At 64.0% G+C, this 19,251-nt stretch carries 4 protein-coding genes; 3 read left to right on the forward strand and 1 reads right to left on the reverse strand.

What is annotated here, in order from left to right; all coding sequences use genetic code 11:
* The first annotated feature begins 154 nt into the window (after positions 1-154).
* On the forward strand, positions 155-1,327 hold the full coding sequence (locus tag HU755_RS23885; protein WP_186637163.1) for an MFS transporter: 1,173 nt from the start codon (positions 155-157) through the stop codon (positions 1,325-1,327).
* A 109-nt stretch (positions 1,328-1,436) separates the two neighbouring features.
* Here the strand turns inward: HU755_RS23885 and HU755_RS23890 are convergent, their stop codons facing one another.
* Complete coding sequence (locus HU755_RS23890; RefSeq protein ID WP_186637164.1) at positions 1,437-2,570, reverse strand: cupin-like domain-containing protein; 1,134 nt, start codon at positions 2,568-2,570, stop codon at positions 1,437-1,439.
* Positions 2,571-2,700: 130 nt separating this feature from the next.
* On the opposite strand from HU755_RS23890, the gene HU755_RS23895 reads away from it, so the two are divergent.
* Together HU755_RS23895 and HU755_RS23900 are read left to right on the forward strand one after the other, a co-directional pair.
* On the forward strand, positions 2,701-3,435 hold the full coding sequence (locus tag HU755_RS23895) for an alpha/beta fold hydrolase (RefSeq protein WP_186637165.1): 735 nt from the start codon (positions 2,701-2,703) through the stop codon (positions 3,433-3,435).
* A gap of 252 nt (positions 3,436-3,687) precedes the next feature.
* Positions 3,688-19,251, forward strand: a complete 15,564-nt coding sequence (locus HU755_RS23900; RefSeq protein ID WP_186637168.1) for a non-ribosomal peptide synthetase — start codon at positions 3,688-3,690, stop codon at positions 19,249-19,251.

A 19,251-nucleotide genomic window follows, 5' to 3' on the forward strand; every position in this document is an offset into this window, starting at 1 on the left:
AGCAGGCTCGCTCCCACAGGATCTGTGCGCGCCGCAAATCCACTGGTGGGAGCGAGCCTGCTCGCGAAGAGTGCTTCACATTCCACTAACAATTCGCCGCTTCCACGCGCTTGAACCCTATGGCAAGTTGGCTGCCCTTGATGAGGCAGTCCCCATGGCAAACCCGTACCGCGAACTGTTCACCGCCCCTGGCGCCCGTGCGTTTGTGCTGGCCGGGATGATTGCGCGCATGCCGATCTCCATGACCGGCATCGGCGTGATCACCATGCTCGCGCAATTGACCGGCGGCTATGCGTTGGCCGGCGCGGTGGCGGCGACGTTTGCCCTGGCAACGGCATTTTGCGCGCCGCAGGTGTCGCGGCTGGTTGATCGCTACGGTCAGGGGAAGGTTCTGCCGATAGCGGCGTTGACCGGTGGCGGCGGGTTATTGATGCTGCTGTTGTGCACGCGAATGCAGGCGCCGAACTGGACATTGTTTGGCTGCGCCGCGCTGGCCGGCTGCATGCCGAGCATGTCGGCGATGGTGCGGGCGCGCTGGACTGAGATCTACCGTGGCCAGCCGCAATTGCAGACGGCCTATGCGCTGGAGTCGGTGCTCGACGAGGTCTGCTTTATCGTCGGGCCACCGCTGTCGGTGGGCTTGTCCGTCGCGGTGTTTCCCGAGGCCGGGCCGTTGGCGGCGTTGTTGGCGCTGGCAATCGGCGTGACGGTGTTCGTCGCCCAGCGCAGCACCGAGCCGCCGGTGCATCCGCATGAGTCTGAGCATCAGCGGTCGATCATTCGTTCGACGGACGTCCAGTGGCTGCTGGCCTTGATGCTCGCCATGGGCGTCATCGTCGGGGTGATCGATGTGGTCAGCGTCGCTTTCGCCCAGCAGCAGGGCCAGCCAGCGGCGGCGAGCATTGTCTTGTCGGTGTATGCCATCGGCTCGTGCCTGGCCGGCATCGCCTTTGGTGCGATGCGCTCGAAGCTGCCGTTGCCGCGACTGTTTCTCTATGGCGGTGTGGCGACGGCAGTGACCACGTTACCGTTGCTGTGGGCGAGCAATATTGTCGGCTTGTCGCTGGCGGTGTTCGTCGCCGGGCTGTTCTTTTCGCCGACGCTGATCGTGGCGATGGCCCTGATCGAACGCATCGTGCCGCCGGCCAAACTCACCGAAGGCCTGACGTGGTTGGTGACGGGGTTGAGTATTGGCGTGGCGATCGGCGCCGCCGGATCGGGCGCGCTGGTGGATGCGTTTGGCGCGCGCAGCGGGTTTTGGCTGGCGATTGCGGCGGGGGCGGTGGTGTTGGTTTCAGCGTTTCAAAGTTTCCGCCACTTGAAATGAAATTCCATTGTGGGAGGGGGCTTGCTCCCGAAGGCGGTGGGTCAGTCACTATCAATGTCACTGACCCGGCGCCTTCGCGAGCAAGCCCGCTCCCACAAGGGGATATGAGTTACCAGCCCCGGCCGGAGTTGACCCAGAAGTTGACCGACAACGACGTCGACACCGATTCCACCTGATGGAACCAGCCCTCCGGCAAGAACAGCAAATCCCCAGCCTCCAGCGTCACCCGCAGAAATGTCACCTCGCGCGCCGCCGGGAAGCGTTCATAGTCCGGCGCGTCCGGGTTGAAGTCGCAGCCGTCCAGGCCACCCTGTGGTGCCGTCGACCATGTACCGAGTGCCGCGCGGTGATGCGGGGCGGCGAGGGTGAATTTCTTCTGGCCCCAGACCTGCGCGAACAGGTTGTCGGTGTCATCGCGATGCAATGGCGTCAGCGTGCCTTTGGGGCCGATCCAGATGCGCGGCGGGATGAACAGCGATGAGTCGAAGTAGGGCGGGTACTGGATCTGTTCCAGCAACTGCGCCGGCAAAATGTTGTTGCCCATGTATGCCGGCGGCTCGCCGTCTGGGCCTTTGACGGCCGGGCGGTCCAGCGAGGCGATGAAATCGGCCATCGACGTGGAGCGAAAATCACGCTCGGTGGAAAAGGTCTTTTTCACGTAGTCGCCGTGGCGGGTGATGCCTTGCAATTGGGCAAAATGCACCAGCGATTCTTCGCGGCTGAGCTTGAACAGTGGCCAGTCGTGCAGGGCATTGCTGATAACCACCGGAACGCCGTTGGGCAGGTAATCGCGCTTGAACTGCTCGACCGACAGTTCGCTGCGCGCAATGCGTTCGACCACGGTCTGCACCGGCAGGCGCGCGGTCAGTCGTTCGCTGACCCGCGGCGGTGTCGGGTAGCGCTTGTTCATGTCGACCTTTTCCACGGTGGCGGCACCGCTGCGCGCATGGTCGATGATCTGCGGCAGCATCGTTGCCAGGCCCATGTTGCCGCCAATCTTCAGGCGACCGCTGGCGAACAGCTCCTCGACGTTGGCGGTGCCGGCCATGATGCCCATGAAATCTTTTTCCGCCACTTCGATGGTCACGTCCGGGCTTGCATGGCGTCCGGCTTCGGTGCGTGTGGTCTGGCGAATTTCCGACCAGAAGGCCTGATGCGGGGCAAACACGAATTGAAAGACCCCTTCAATCCCGACGGCGCTGGCATTGGCGAACAGTAAACTCAGAATCGTCTGCAGGTCCACGGCGATGCCTCTTGTTGGTTTTGGCGTGAACAGGAGACGTGCCATGTGCGGGGAAATTTACCGCGCTGGTTAACTTTCAGCCGCGCTCGTGCGTTCTGTTAGCAATATGGATTTTTTGGAGGTGAGCGCGGTGACTCAGTTGACACTGCTGTGCCTGCCGTATTCGGGGGCCAGCGCCATGGTGTACAGCCGCTGGCGGCGCAAACTGCCCGAGTGGCTAAAGTTACAGCCTGTGGAATTACCGGGGCGCGGCATGCGTTTCGATGAAGCGTTGCAGACCGACATGCCGGCGCTGGTGCAGCAATTGGCCCGTGAGCTGCGCGGTTCGCTGCAAGCGCCTTATGCCCTGTTCGGTCACAGTCTGGGCGCGCTGCTCGCCATTGAACTGGCGCACGCCTTGCGCGCCCTGGGTTGTCCGCCGCCGGTGGCGCTGTTTGCCTCGGGTACCGCCGCACCGAGTCTGCGCGACGAATACGATCGTGACCTGGCGCGCCCCAAAACCGATGCCGAGTTGCTGGAGCAATTAAGCTCGCTGCAGGGCACCAGCGCCGAGGCCCTGGAAAACCAGGAATTGATGAGCCTGACCCTGCCGATCCTGCGTGCCGACTTCCTGTTGTGCGGCAGCCATCGCCCGGTCGAGCGGCCACTGCTCGATTGCCCGGTCCATGTGCTTGGCGGCAGCACGGACCGTGCGACCACCGAACAGTTGATCGGCTGGAGCCGGGAGACCGCCGGCAGTTTCTCCGTGGACATGTTTGCCGGCGGGCACTTTTTCATCCATGAGCACGAAGCCAAAGTGCTGCGCCTGATAAAGGGGCATCTGGACGTTCATCATCGCCGGCTGGGTGCGCTGGCTGCTGTGTAATCACTCCGAAATCGGCTCGAAACCTGTAGGAGTGAGCCTGCTCGCGATAGCGGTGTATCAGTCAAATCATCATTGTCTGGAATACCGCTACCGCGAGCAGGCTCACGCCTACAGGGGTTTTTCATATCCGCAAGCCTGCGCTTTGCCCCCCGCGTGACAGTTGTTCTCATTCGCTAATTTTTCCGGTCTGCATTCGTTTTATAGGGACGACGTGCCTTTGTGCTTCCTGCCTACTGATCCGGATGCTTAGAAATGAATGCTGAAGACTCCTTGAAACTCGCTCGCCGGTTTATCGGGTTGCCCCTGGAAAAGCGCCAGATGTTCCTGGCTGCGCTGAACAAGGAAGGTGTGGATTTCGCGCAATTCCCGATTCCCGCCGGTGTCGCGGCCGAGGACCGTCACGCGTTGTCCTACGCCCAGCAGCGCATGTGGTTTCTCTGGCAACTGGATCAGCACAGTGGCGCCTACAATCTGCCCGGTGCGGTGCGGCTCAAGGGGTCTCTCAACACCGTAGCGGTGGAGCAGGCGTTCGCCAGTCTGGCGGCGCGTCATGAAACCTTGTGCACGGTGTTCGAGCGTCAGGCCGATGACCGTTTGCAGCAGGTGCCGGGCAGTGCGCCGTTGCGCGTCGAGCAGGTCGATCTGCGCGAGTTGCCGGCGCAGGCGCGTGAGCAGGCGGTACTGCGCGAGGTCGAAGCGCAATCGCTGCAGCCGTTCGATCTGGCGTGCGGACCCTTGCTGCGGGTGAAACTGCTGCGCCTGGCCGAGCACGAGCATGTGTTGCTGCTGACCCTGCACCACATCGTCTCCGACGGCTGGTCGATGAATGTCCTGATCGACGAATTCACCCGTTGCTACGACGCCCATGATGCGGGCGCCGAACCGCAACTGCCGGCGTTGCCGATCCAGTACAGCGACTACGCGTTGTGGCAGCGGCGCTGGCTGGAGGCGGGCGAGCAGGCACGGCAACTGGAGTACTGGCAGGCGCGCCTGGGTGATGAACACCCGGTGCTGGAACTGCCGACCGATCACTCGCGTCCGGCCGTGCCGAGCTATCGCGGCACCCGCCATGAATTCACCCTCGACAGCGAGCTGGCGCAACAACTGCGCAGCACCGCGCGCAAGCACAACATCACCTTGTTCATGCTGTTGCTGGGCGCTTTCAATGTGCTGCTGCATCGCTATACCGGGCAGAACGACATCCGCATCGGCGTGCCGATCGCCAACCGTAACCGCGCCGAAGTTGAAGGCCTGATCGGCTTCTTCGTCAACACCCAGGTGCTGCGCACCGAGCTGGATGGCCAGACCCGCATCGCCGATCTGCTGCGCAACATCAAGGACACCGCGCTGGGCGCCCAGGCGCATCAGGATCTACCGTTCGAGCGACTGGTCGAGGCGCTGAAACTGGAGCGCAGCCTGAGCCACACGCCGCTGTTCCAGGTGATGTACAACCACCAGCCGCAGGTCGCCGATCTGGCGGCGCTGACCACGGCGTCGGGGCTGCAACTGAGCGCGCTCGACTGGCAGAGCCGCACGACCCAATTCGACCTGACCCTGGACACCTATGAGCAGGGCGGCAAGCTGCGCGCGGCGCTGACCTATGCCAGCGATCTGTTCGAAGCCTCCACCATCGAACGTATGGCACGGCACTGGACGCGTCTGTTGCAGGCGATGGTCGGTGATGCCGGGCAGTGTATCGGCGAGCTGCCGTTGCTCGACGCAGATGAACTGCAAGTGCTGGTTCACGACTGGAACGACACCGCACAACGCTATCCGCTCGAACAGTGCATGCACCAACTGATCGAGGCTCAGGTCGATCGCACCCCCCACGCCACGGCGCTGGCGTTCGGTGACACCGAGCTGAGCTATGCGCAGCTGGATGCCCGTGCCAACCAATTGGCCCATCTGCTGCGTGAGCAGGGCGTCGGTCCGGATGGACTGGTGGGCATCGCGATGGAGCGTTCGATTGAAATGGTCGTCGGCCTGCTGGCGATCCACAAGGCCGGCGGCGCCTACGTGCCGCTGGATCCTGAGTACCCGCAGGAACGCCTGGCCTACATGATCGAGGACAGCGCGATTACGCTGCTGTTGAGCCAAAGCAGTCTGCTGCAACGCTTGCCGGCCGAAGGGCTGACGGTGATCGCCCTTGATCGGGACGACGACTGGCTGGCGCGCTACAGCGATACGCGGGTGCAGGTGCCGATGCACAGCCTGAACCTGGCCTATGTGATTTACACCTCCGGCTCCACCGGTAAACCGAAAGGGGCTGGCAACAGTCACGCCGCGCTGGTCAACCGCTTGTGCTGGATGCAGCAAGCCTATGCGCTGGATCAGCGCGACGCAGTGTTGCAAAAGACCCCGTTCAGTTTCGACGTTTCGGTCTGGGAATTCTTCTGGCCATTGATGAGCGGTGCGCGTCTGGTGGTGGCGGCACCGGGCGAGCACCGTGAGCCGGCGCGGCTGATCGAGACCATCGGCCGACATCACATCACCACGCTGCACTTCGTCCCGTCGATGCTCCAGGCGTTTATTCACGAGCCGGGCGTCGTGGCGTGCAGCAGTCTCAAACGCATCGTTTGCAGCGGTGAAGCGCTGCCGCTGGACGCGCAGTTGCAAGTGTTCGCCAAGCTGCCGCAAGCCGGGCTCTACAACCTTTACGGCCCGACCGAAGCGGCAATCGACGTGACTCACTGGACCTGCGTCGACGAGGGCGCCGACAGCGTGCCGATTGGCGAGCCGATCGCCAACCTGCGCACCCACGTGCTGGATGCGCAATTGTCCCCGGTGCCGGCTGGCGTGGCCGGTGAGTTGTACCTGGGCGGTGCGGGTCTCGCACGCAGTTACCATCGGCGTCCGGCGCTCACCGCCGAGCGTTTTGTGCCGTGCCCGTTCCATGTCGGCGCGCGGTTGTACCGTACCGGTGACCGCGTGCGCCAACGCACCGATGGCGTGATCGAATACCTGGGCCGTCTCGACCATCAGGTCAAGCTGCGCGGTTTGCGCATTGAACTGGGCGAAATCGAAACCCGGCTGATGCAACATCCATCGGTGCGCGAGGCGGTGGTGCTGGTGCAGGGCGGCAAGCATCTGGTCGCGTATCTGGTGCTCGCTGACGTCGAGCCGGACGCGCAATGGCAGCCAACTCTCAAGGCGTGGCTGCTGGCCGGCCTGCCGGAATTCATGGTGCCGACGTATTTCATGCCGCTGCTGAAACTGCCGGTAACCGCCAACGGCAAGCTCGATCGCCGTGCCTTGCCGGAGCCGGAAGCGGCCGTTCAGCAGGCATTTATCGAACCTGAGGACGACCTGCAAAAAGCCCTCGCGGCGATTTGGCAGCAGGTGTTGGGCGCTGAACGAATCGGCCTGGACGACAACTTTTTCGAGCTCGGTGGTGACTCGATCATTTCGATCCAGGTGGTCAGCCGCGCCCGCCAGGCCGGCATTCGCCTGAGCCCGCGTGATGTGTTCCAGTACCAGACCGTGCGCAGTCTGGCGCTGGTCGCCACGTTCGACCAGCAAACCACTCAAGAGCAGGCTCCCGCCACTGGCGCGGTGCAGCTGACGCCAGTGCAGCATCATTTTTTCGATCAACCGATGGCGGTGCGTGGACACTGGAACCAGTCGCTGTTGCTGACTCCACGGCAAACCCTGCGGGCCGATGTGCTGGAGCGCGCGCTGACGCAACTGCTCAACCAGCACGACGCATTGCGTCTGCGTTTCACTGAAACCGCGCAAGGCTGGCAGCAGGCCTACGCCGAGACCGTCAGCGAATCCGGCTTGTGGCAGCGCCAGGCGGACAGCGCCGCCACACTCGCCACATTGTGCGATGAAGCGCAACGCAGCCTTGATCTGCACGCCGGTCCGTTGCTGCGGCCGCTGCTGGTGCAAATGGCCGACAACACACAACGCCTGTTGCTGGTGATCCATCACCTGGCGGTCGACGGTGTTTCCTGGCGCGTGCTGCTGGAAGATTTGCAGCAGGCCTGCACGCAACTGGAAAGTGGCGGCGGCGTGGTGCTGCCAGCGCGGACCAGCGCTTATCAGGCATGGGCTGAACACCTGCATGATTACCAGCCGCAACTGAGTTCCCAAGTGCCGTACTGGCAGCAACAAACGGCGGCGGCCGAGTTGCCATGCGACCGCGCCGACGGCAGCCTGGAAAACCGTTTCGGGCAGAAAATCGAAGTGCGCCTGGACAGCGACCTCACCCGGCAACTGCTGCAAACCGCGCCGGCGGCTTATCGCACCCAGGTCAATGACCTGCTGCTGACCGCCCTGGCGCGAGTGATTTGCCGCTGGAGCGGTCAGCCCTCGGCACTGATCCAGCTGGAAGGGCATGGCCGCGAAGACTTGTTCGATGACCTCGACCTGACCCGCACCGTGGGTTGGTTCACCAGCCTGTTTCCGGTCAGCCTGCAACCGCTCGATAGCCTGTCGGCCTCAATCAAGTCGATCAAGGAGCAACTGCGTGCGGTGCCCGGCAAAGGCCTGGGTTATGGCGTGCTGCGTTACCTCGGTGAGCCAGCGGTGCAGCAGTCGCTCGCCGCGCTGACGCCGCCGCGCATCACCTTCAATTACCTCGGCCAGTTTGATCGCCAGTTCGACGAGGCTGCGCTCTGGGAACCGGCCCGCGAACGCAGCGGTACGGCGCAAGACCAGCAGGCGCCGCTGGCCAACTGGCTGACGGTCGAAGGCCAGGTGTATGGCGGCGAACTCGCCCTGCAATGGGGTTTCAGCGAGCAGATGTTCGATGCCGCGACCATCGCAACGTTGGCCAGCGCTTATACCGACGAACTCAAGGCGCTGATCGACCATTGCTGCCGGACCCCGGCCGGGCAGGCGACACCGTCTGACTTCCCGCTGGCCAGCGTGACCCAGCAGCAACTCGACGATTTGCCGCTGACGCTGCCGGCGCTTGAAGACCTGTATCCGCTGTCGCCGATGCAGCAGGGCATGCTGTTCCACACCCTGTACGAGCCGCAGGTTGGCGCTTACATCAACCAGTTGCGCCTGGACATTAACGGCCTCGATCTCGTGCGTTTCAGCGCAGCCTGGCAAGCGGCGCTGGCGCGTCATGACATCCTGCGCAGCAGTTTTCACTGGCAGGGCCTGCACAGCGCGCATCAGGCGATTCATAGGCAGGTCGAGCTGCCATTGCAGGTGATCGAGCAGACCGATGCCGACCTCGATGCCTTGGCCGATGCCGAGCGCGAGCGGGGTTTCGAGTTGAGCGCCGCGCCGCTGTTGCGTCTGCAATTGGTGCGTAGCGGTGCGCACGCCTGGCACCTGATCTACACCAGTCATCACATCCTTATGGACGGCTGGAGCAACGCCCAATTGCTCGCCGAAGTGATCCAGCACTACGCTGGGCAAGCGCCGGGCAAACCGCTGGGCCAATACCGCGATTACCTCGGCTGGTTGCAGCAACAATCGGCCAGCGCCGGTGAGCAGTTCTGGACGGCCGCGCTGGCTCCGCTGCACACGCCGACGCTGCTCGCCGAAGCCTTGCGCCCACCGGTTGCCGGGCAGGGCAGTGAAGAGCTGATCGTTGCGCTCGATGAGGCCGCCACCCGCGCGCTGGCGGATTTCGCCCGCCAGCACAAAGTCACCCTGAACACCGTGATGCAAGCGGCGTGGGCGCTGTTGCTGCAACGCTATACCGGTCAGGATTACGTGGCGTTTGGCGCCACGGTTGCCGGTCGTTCGGCGGCATTGCCGGGCATCGAGCAACAGCTGGGGCTGTTCATCAATACACTGCCGATGGTCTGCGGCGCAGCGCCGGACCAACCACTGGGCCAGTGGCTCGGCGAGTTGCAGGCGCAAAACCTGAGCATGCGCGAGTTTGAACATGTGCCGCTCTACGATATTCAGGGTTGGGCCGGGCACCAAGGCACGGCGCTGTTCGACAGCCTGTTGGTATTCGAAAACTTCCCGGTGGCCGAAGCGCTCAAGCGCGGCGCGCCGGCCGGGTTGTCTTTCGGCGACCTGCACAACCACGAACGCACCCATTATCCGCTGACCCTGGGCATCGAACTGGCCGCCGGCCTGAGCCTGGAATTCAGCTACGACACCGCGCGTTTCAGTGCCGCGCAAGTGGCGCAGTTGAGCGCCAATCTGCAGCACTTGCTCGCGCAAATGGTTGCGACCCCTGACATCCGTCTCGGCGCGTTGCAGTTGCTGGACGATGCGGGGCGCGCGCAGGTGCTGGCCGCCAGTCAACCGCTGCCGCTGCAACTGCGCAGCGAAGCGCTGGTGCACCAACGCTTTGCCGCCCAGGCGGCTGCGACGCCCCACGCGTTGGCGTTGCAAGTCGGCGAGCAACAGCTGAGCTACGGCGAATTGAACGCGCAGGCCAACCGCCTGGCCCATCGCTTGCTGGCGCTTGGCGTCGCGCCCGGCCAGCGCATTGGCTTGGCGATGCGTCGCGGGCCGCAGTTGATCGTCAGCCTGCTGGCGGTCCTGAAAAGCGCTGCGGCCTACGTGCCGCTTGATCCGCAATACCCGGCTGAGCGTCTCGCCTACATGATCGGTGACAGCCGTCTCGATCTGTTGCTGTGCGAGTCCGATTTGCTGGCTGACCTGCCGCTGCCGACCACGCTGACGCGTCTGAGCCTTGGCGATCTGCAGGCTGAGCTGGCCGCTTATGCCGACACCGATCCAGACAACCAGGCAGTCGCGGCGGACCTCGCGTACGTCATCTACACCTCCGGCTCGACCGGGCAACCCAAAGGCGTGGCGATCGATCATGGCGCGCTGCGCGAATTCTGCCAGACCGCTGCCGATTATTCGCGACTGACCGTCGAGGATCGCGTGCTGCAATTTGCGACCTTCAGCTTCGACGGTTTCGTCGAGCAGTGCTACCCGCCGCTGTGTGTCGGCGCGGCGCTGGTCATGCGCGGCGACGAGCCGTGGGATGTCGGCCAGATGGCCGCTGCCATCGTTGCGCACCAGGTGACACTCGCCGACTTGCCGGCGGCGTACTGGTATTTGCTGGCGCGCGAATGCGCCAACGGCCGCGTGGCGGGGCTGGGCCAGCTGCGTCAGGTTCACGTCGGTGGCGAGGCGATGTCCGTCGAGGGCTTGCGCCTGTGGCACGCCGCGGGTCTGGGCCATGTGCGGCTGCTCAATACCTACGGTCCGACCGAGGCGACGGTGGTGTCCAGCGTGCATGAATGCCGTCTGCAAGATGCCAGCGACACCTTCGGTATTCCGATTGGTCAGGCCACGGCGGGACGCGCGTTGTATGTGCTGGATGCGGCGGGCGAGTTGCTTGCGGCCGAAGGCGTCGGCGAACTGTACATCGGCGCGCAAGCGTGTCTGGCGCAGTGCTATTTCGACCGCCCGGCGCTGACCGCCGAGCGTTTCCTGCCGGACCCGTTCGGCGGCGAGCCGGGCGCGCGTCTGTATCGCAGCGGTGACCTGGCGCGCTACAACGCGGCCGGTGCGCTGGAATACGTCGGGCGCATCGACCATCAGGTGAAAATCCGCGGTTTTCGCATCGAAATGGGCGAAATCGAAGCCTGCCTGCAAGCGCTTGATCAGGTGCGCGAAGCGGCTGTGGTGGCTCAGGACGGCGCCGGCGGCGCGCAACTGCTGGCCTATGTCGTCGCGACCGAGCCGGCTCGGCGGGCGGACGACCCGCTGGCACAAACGGCATGGCTCGACCAGTTGAAAACCACGCTGCGTCAATCCTTGCCGGAATACATGGTGCCGGCGCATCTGGTACTGCTGGCGGCGTTGCCGTTGAACAACAACGGCAAACTCGATCGCAAAGCGTTGCCGAAGGTCGACCTGAGTCAAAGCCAATACGCTTACGTAGCGCCGAAAACCGCACTGCAACAACAGTTGGCGGCGATCTGGGAGGCGGTGCTGCACCTCGCGCCGGTGGGGCTGGACGATCACTTCTTCGAGCGCGGCGGTCATTCCTTGCTGGCGACCCAAGTGATTTCCCGGGTGCGCCATGAACTGGAGCTCGACGTGCCGTTGCGGGTGTTGTTCGAGCAGCCGAGCCTCGGCGCTTTTGCCCAGGCCTGCGCGGCGCTGCAAACCAGCCGTGTGCTGCCGATGGTCGCGCTGGAACGTGGCCACCCGCTGCCCTTGTCGTTTGCCCAGGAACGTCAGTGGTTCCTCTGGCAACTGGAGCCGGACAGCGCGGCGTACCACGTGCCGACCGCGTTGCACCTGCGCGGGCACTTGAATGTTGGCGCGCTGGATCAGGCTTTTCAGGCGCTGGTGGCGCGCCACGAATCGCTGCGCACGGTGTTTGTCGAGCAACCGACGCAGACCCTGCAAGTCATTCGCCCGACCGAACGGTTAATCATCGAGCGGGCGGTTTTTGATTCCCAGAGCAGTTCTGCAGCGCTGAAGGCGCGGGTCGAGGCCGAAATCCAGCGGCCGTTCGATCTGCTCCAGGGGCCGTTATTGCGCGTGCTGTTGCTGGAGTTGTCCAGCGAGCACCACGTCCTGGTCATCACCGCCCACCACATCATTTCCGATGGCTGGTCGATGCAAGTCATGGTCGATGAACTGGTGCGTCTATACGCCGGTTTCAGCGAGGCGCGCGATGTGCAGTTGGCGCCACTGACCTTGCAGTACGCCGACTACGCGGCGTGGCAGCGTCAATGGATGAATGACGGTGAAAGCGCCCGGCAATTGGCCTACTGGCGTGATCGCCTGGGTGGCGAGCAACCGGTGCTGGAGCTGCCGTTCGACTTCCCGCGTCCGGCGCAGCAGAGTTTCCGTGGTGCACGTTTTGACTTCGCACTGCCGGCCGATCTGGTGTCCGCGCTTGACGCCCTGGCACAGCGCGAAGGCGTGACGCTGTTCATGCTTCTGCTGGCCTCGTTCCAGACTTTGCTGCACCGCTACAGCGGCCAGCGCGACATTCGCGTCGGCGTGCCGGTGGCCAACCGTAATCGCCTGGAGACCGAGGGCCTGATCGGTTTCTTCGTCAACACCCAGGTGCAGCGCGCCGAGATCGCGCCAGACCACGGTTTCGAGCAGTTGCTGCAACAGGTTCGGCATTCGGTGCTGGAGGCCCAGGCCTATCAGGACTTGCCGTTCGAGCAACTGGTGGATGCGCTGCAACCGCAGCGCAGCCTGAGCCACAGCCCGTTGTTCCAGGTGCTGTTCAATCACCAGAACCTTCAGCATCAGCCCGTCGGCCTCGCCGGTTTGCAGATGGAAGGGGTTGCCTGGGACAGCGCCGCGGCACAGTTCGACCTGACGCTGGACACCGCCGAGGTGCAGGGCGGTGTGTCGGCATCGCTGACGTACGCCACCGACCTGTTCAAGCACCAGACGATCGAGCAACTGGCGCGGCACTGGCTCAATGTGTTGCGCGCCGTGAGTCAGGACGCGTCGCGGGCGATTGGCGATTTGCCGTTGCTCGACGCTGCCGAACAGCAACTGATCCTGGCTGACTGGAACAGCCAGGAGCTGCCGCAGCCGACCGGTTTCACCGTACCAGCGCTGGTCGAGGCGCAAGTGGCGGCGACGCCACAGGCATTGGCGATGATTTTCGGTGAACAGCAACTGAGCTATGCACAGTTGAATAGCCGCGCCAATCGCCTGGCCGTGCAATTGCGCGAGCTGGGCGTCGTCGCCGAAGTGAGGGTTGGCGTGGCCTTGCCGCGCTCGGTGGAGATGATTGTTGCGCTGCTGGCCGTGCTCAAGGCCGGCGGTACCTATGTGCCGCTCGACCCGAGCTACCCGACCGAACGCCTGAGCTACATGCTCGAAGACAGCCGGGCGGTGCTGTTGTTGGTGGGTGCCGACGCGCCGTTGGCTGCGCTCGCGGCGCCGGGCCTGCGTGTGTTGGCGGTGACTGCCGAGGCCGATGATGTGTCGCCCGTCGACAATCTGCCGGCGCTCACCAGCCCGGATAACCTTGCCTACGTGATTTACACTTCCGGTTCCACGGGCAAGCCCAAAGGCGTGGCGATCACCCATCGCAATGCGGCGGCGCTGATTCAGTGGGCGCACGGCGTCTACACCCGTGAGGATCTGCAGGGGGTACTGGCCTCGACGTCGATCTGCTTCGACCTGTCAGTGTGGGAACTGTTTGTGACCCTCGCCGGTGGCGGCTTCTTCGTCCTCGCGCAAAACGCGCTGCAACTGCCGGACCTGCCGGCGCGTGATCGGGTCAGCCTGATCAACACCGTGCCGTCGGCGATTGCTGCGCTGCATCAGGCCGGGCAGATCCCGCCGAGCGTGCGCATCATCAACCTTGCGGGCGAGCCGCTGAAACAATCGCTGGTCGATGCCTTGTACAGCCACCCGACGCTGCAACACGTCTACGACTTGTATGGCCCGTCGGAAGACACCACGTACTCGACCTATGTGCGGCGCGAAGCCGGTGGCCAGCCGAGCATCGGTCGGCCGTTGGCCGGCACCGACAGTTTCGTGCTTGATGCCCGTCTGCAGCCAGTGCCGTTGGGGGTCGTCGGCGAGTTGTTCCTGGCCGGCGCGGGTCTTTCCCGCGGTTACTTGCTGCGCCCTGACCTGACGGCCGAGCGTTATCTGCCGAATCCGTTCAGCCGCACGGGCGAGCGCATGTATCGCACCGGGGACCTGGTGCGTTATCAGGCTGACGGTCAGATCGAATACCTCGGTCGCGTCGATCACCAGATCAAAGTCCGCGGTTTCCGTATCGAGCTTGGCGAAATCGAAAAACGCCTGCTGGCCCACGCCGATGTTCACGAAGCGGTGGTCGTTGCGCGGGAAGGCAACACCGGCACGCAACTGGTCGGTTATGTGGTGAGCAAGGCGGATCCGCAGGCAGCGTCACTGGATCAGACGTTGCGTGACTGGCTCAAGGAAACCCTGCCGGACTACATGCTGCCGGCGCAGTTGATGTTCCTTGAGCAACTGCCGCTGACGCCGAACGGCAAGCTCGACCGCAAAGCCTTGCCGGCGCCGGATTTCAGCACCGTGCCAGCCACGTATGTGGCGCCGCGCAATGCGCTGGAACAGGCGCTGGTCACGATCTGGCAAGACGTGCTCAAGCTGGCGCAAGTGGGCATCACCGATAACTTCTTCGAACTCGGCGGCGACTCGATCGTGTCGATTCAAGTGGTCAGCCGGGCGCGTGCGGCGGGGATTCACGTCAGTGCCAAGGCGCTGTTCCAGCATCAGACCGTACAAGGTCTGGCGCGCGTGGCGCAGCAGTCCGAGGCCGTGGCGCTGATCGATCAGGGGGCGGTGCGCGGCGCAACGCCGTTGCTGCCGATTCAGCATGATTTCTTTGCCCAGGCGATTGCCCAGCGTTCGCACTGGAACCAGTCATTGCTGCTGCGTCCGGCGCAAGCGCTGGATGCCCCGGCGCTGGAGCGCGCCTTGCTGGCGTTGCTGGAGCATCACGATGCGTTGCGTCTGAGTTTCGAACAGGCCGCGCATGGCTGGGACGCGCTGCATTTGCCGGCGGACTGGCAGGACGGCGTGCTGTGGCAGGCGGATGTCGCCGACGCGACGGCGCTCGACGCCTTGGGCGACAAAGCCCAGCGCTCACTGGACATCGAGCGCGGGCCCTTGCTGCGTGCGGTGCTGGCACGGATGGCCGACGGTTCACAGCGTTTGCTGCTGGTCATTCACCACCTGGCGGTCGACGGTGTGTCGTGGCGCATTCTGCTGGAAGATTTGCAGACTGCCTACGGCCAGCATCTGGCCGGGCAAACGGTGCAACTGCCGCTCAAGACCAGCGCCTTCAAGGTGTTCGCCGAGCGCCTGCAACAATACGCCGAGACCGCGCCGTTGCAGGCCGAACTCGCTTACTGGCAGGCGCAAGGCGCACTGGCCGAACTACCGTGTGACAACCCGGCCGGCAGCCTGGAAAACCGCCATGCCGTGGTCGTGCAGAGTCGCCTTGATGCGGGCCTGACCCGGCAACTGCTGCAAGACGCGCCGAGCGCTTATCGCACGCAAGTCAACGACCTGCTGCTGACCGCGCTGGCGCGCGTGATCTGCCGTTGGACCGGGCAACCGGCGACCTCGATCCAGCTCGAAGGCCATGGCCGCGAAGAATTGTTCGATGACATCGACCTGACCCGTACCGTCGGCTGGTTCACCAGCCTGTTCCCCCTGCGCCTGACCCCGCAGGAGCGTCTCGACGACTCGATCAAGGCAATCAAGGAGCAACTGCGCAACGTGCCGAACAAAGGCCTGGGGTTCGGCGTCTTGCGTCATTTGGGCGATGCCCCGGCGCGGGCCGCCCTGGCCGAGCTGGCGATGCCGCGGATCACCTTCAATTACCTCGGCCAGTTCGACGGTCAGTTCGATGAGCGCGCGTTGTTTGTGCCGAGCGCCGAGAAGGCCGGCGCCGAGCAAAGCGCCAGCGCACCGTTGAGCAACTGGCTGTCGCTCAACGGTCAGGTGTATGGCGGCGAATTGAGTCTGGACTGGAGCTTCAGTCGCGAGATGTTCGACGAAGCCACCGTCCAGCGTCTGGCCGACGACTACGCCACCGAGTTGAGCCTGCTGATTGCGCATTGCGTGAGCCCTGTCAACGGCGGCTTTACGCCGTCGGACTTCCCGCTGGCGCCGCTGCAACAGGCGCAACTGGACGGGTTGGCGCTGGTCGCCCGCGACGTCGAAGACCTCTATCCACTGTCGCCGATGCAGCAGGGCATGCTGTTCCACAGCCTGTTCGCCGAAGGCAGCGGCGACTACATCAACCAGATGCGCGTCAGCGTGCACGGCCTTGATGTCGAGCGTTTCCGTGACGCCTGGCAAGCCACGGTGCAGGCCCACGAGGTGCTGCGCAGCGGTTTCATCTGGACCGGCGAGCAAGCACAACCGGTGCAAGTGGTGCAGCGTCAGGCGCTGTTGCCGTTCAGCGTGCAGGACTGGCGCGGTCAGGCCGGGCAGGCGCAAGCGCTCGAGGATCTGGCCAGCGCCGAGCGCGCGCACGGCTTCGATCTGAGCGTGGCGCCGCTGCTGCGTCTGCTGCTGGTGCGCACGGCCGACGATTGCCATGAACTGATCTACACCAGCCACCACATCCTGATGGACGGCTGGAGCAATTCGCAGTTGCTCGGCGAAGTGTTGCAACGCTACAGCGGTCAGGCGTTGCCGAGCCGCGTCGGCCGCTACCGTGACTACATCGGCTGGCTGCAACGCCAGGATGCGCAGGCCGCGCAAACCTTCTGGAAAACCCAGCTGAGCCTGCTTGATGAACCGACCTTGCTTGCCCGCGTCTGGGCTGACGGCGCGTCGGCGCAGGACAGCGGCCAGGGCCGTCACACGCAACTGCTCGACCCTCAGCAGACACGTCGCCTGAGCGAGTTCGCCCGCCACCACAAAGTCACGCTCAACACCGTCGTGCAAGGCGCGTGGCTGTTGCTGTTGCAGCGCTACACCGGTCAGTCGGCCGTGGCGTTCGGCGCAACGGTGTCGGGGCGCCCGGCCGATTTGCCGGGTGTCGAGCATCAGGTCGGGTTGTTCATCAATACCTTGCCGGTGATCGCCGCGCCGCGTCCGGAACAAGCGCTGGGCGCGTGGCTGCAGGCCTTGCAGTCGCAAAACCTGGCGTTGCGCGAATACGAACACACGCCTTTGTTCGATATCCAGCGCTGGGCCGGTCAGGGCGGCGAAGGGTTGTTCGACAGCCTGCTGGTGTTCGAGAACTACCCGGTGTCGGCGGCACTGGATAAAGGCGCGCCGCCAAGCATGCGCTTCGGTCAGGTGTCGAGCCATGAACAGACCAACCTGCCGCTGACCGTGCTGGTCGATCTGGGCGACACGCTGTCGCTGGAATTCGCCTACGCACGGCGTTATTTCAGCGCGGCGGTCATTGAGCAGATGGCCGGGCACATGCAGCAGTTGTTGCTGCAATTGAGTTGCGCATCGGCAGCAGAGCGGGTCAGCGACGTGCACCTGCTGGATGCCGCGCAGCAGCAAGCAGTGCTGCGCGATTGGAACCGCAATAGCGCGACGTTCCCGCAGACCGCCAGCCTGCATCAGTTGATCAGCGCGCAGGCGCAGCGCGCGCCCGATGCCATTGCACTGAGCCTCGACGAACAGCAACTGACGTACGCCGAACTGAACCGCCGCGCCAACCGTCTGGCCCATGCGCTGATCGAGCGCGGTGTCGGCCCGGACGTGCTGGTGGGCCTGGCGGCCGAGCGCTCGATCGAGATGATCGTCGGCCTGTTGGCGATCCTCAAGGCTGGCGGCGCTTACCTGCCGCTGGATCCGCAATACCCGGCGGAACGGTTGCAGTACATGGTCGAGGACAGCGGCATCAGCCTGCTATTGATGCAGCCGGGCGTGCTGGCGCATCTGGCCTTGCCGGACAACGTCCAGACCTTGCTGTTGGGCGAGGCGGGCAACGGTTACCCGACAAGCGACCCGCAGGTGGCGGTCGACAGTGACAACCTCGCTTATGTGATTTACACCTCCGGTTCCACGGGCAAACCGAAAGGCACGCTGCTCGCGCACCAACAGGTATTGCGCCTGTTCGCGGCCACCGAGCGCGGGTTCAACTTCGGTGCCGAAGACCGCTGGACGCTGTTCCACTCCTACGCGTTCGACTTCTCGGTCTGGGAAATCTTCGGCGCGCTGCTGCACGGCGGGCGTCTGGTGATCGTGCCGCACGCGGTGAGCCGCTCGCCCCAAGAGTTCTACGACTTGCTCTGCCGCGAGCAAATCACCGTCCTCAACCAGACGCCTTCGGCGTTCAAGCAACTGATGCAGGTGGCGACCGACTCCCGGCAGAGCGCAGAACTGGCGCTGCGCTATGTCGTGTTCGGCGGCGAAGCGCTGGAGGTCAAGAGCCTGCGTCCATGGTTCGAGCGCTTCGGTGACAGCGCGCCGCAACTGATCAATATGTACGGCATCACCGAAACCACCGTGCACGTCACTTATCGGCCGCTGTCGCTGGCGGACTTGCACAACGAGGCGGGCAGTCCGTTGGGTGAGCCGATAGCGGACTTGTCCTGGTACGTGCTGGATGCCGATTTCAATCCGGTCGCCAAGGGTTGCATCGGTGAATTGCACGTCAGCGGTGCCGGTCTGGCGCGGGGGTATCTGAACCGCGCCGACCTCAGCGCCCTGCGTTTCGTGCCGAACCCGTTCAGCGAGGATGGCGAGCGCTTGTATCGCACCGGCGACCTGGCGCGCTATTGCGCCGATGGGCGGATCGAATACAGCGGCCGCATCGACCATCAGGTCAAGATTCGCGGCTTCCGTATCGAGCTGGGTGAAATCGAGGCGCAACTGCTTGCCGTGCCGGGCGTTCGTCAAGCTGTGGTCCTTGATCAGCCGGGTGCTGGCGGCGTGCAACTGGTGGCGTATCTCGTCACGGCGCAACCGGTCGAGCCGGCAGAGCAGGGCGCCTGGCGTGAGCGGGTGCGTCTGGCACTCAAGGGCAATCTGCCGGACTACATGGTGCCTGCGCACCTGCTGTTGCTCGACAGCCTGCCGCTGACCGCGAACGGCAAACTGGATCGCCGTGCCCTGCCGCCACCCGACGCGCAACTGTTGCAGAACGCCTACGTGGCGCCCGCCAGTCCACTCCAGCAGCAAATCGCTGAAGTCTGGGGCGAGGTGCTGAAACTTGAGCGGGTCAGCCTCAGCGACAACTTCTTCGAGCTGGGCGGCCATTCGCTGCTGGCGACTCAGGTGGTGCTGCGTCTGCGCGAGGTGATGGGTGTCGAAATCCCCCTGGCGAGCCTGTTCGGCAGTGCCGATCTGGCGGCTTTCAGCGAGGCGGTACAAGCCCTGCAACCCGATTCGCAGCCCGTTCATGATGTTTTGGCTAAATCCTTGGAGGCTCTCAATCGTTTATCAGCAGATGAACTTGAAAAACTGATTTCCTAA

The sequence above is a fragment of the Pseudomonas sp. SWRI111 genome, from assembly GCF_014268555.1.
Taxonomy (GTDB): Bacteria; Pseudomonadota; Gammaproteobacteria; order Pseudomonadales; family Pseudomonadaceae; genus Aquipseudomonas; species Aquipseudomonas hamedanensis.

Excerpts from the sequence above, each read along its gene's own strand:
- HU755_RS23885 (WP_186637163.1), top strand. The coding sequence starts at position 155 with ATGGCAAACCCGTACCGCGAACTGTTCACCGCCCCTGGCGCCCGTGCG.
- HU755_RS23900 (WP_186637168.1), top strand. The coding sequence starts at position 3,688 with ATGAATGCTGAAGACTCCTTGAAACTCGCTCGCCGGTTTATCGGGTTG.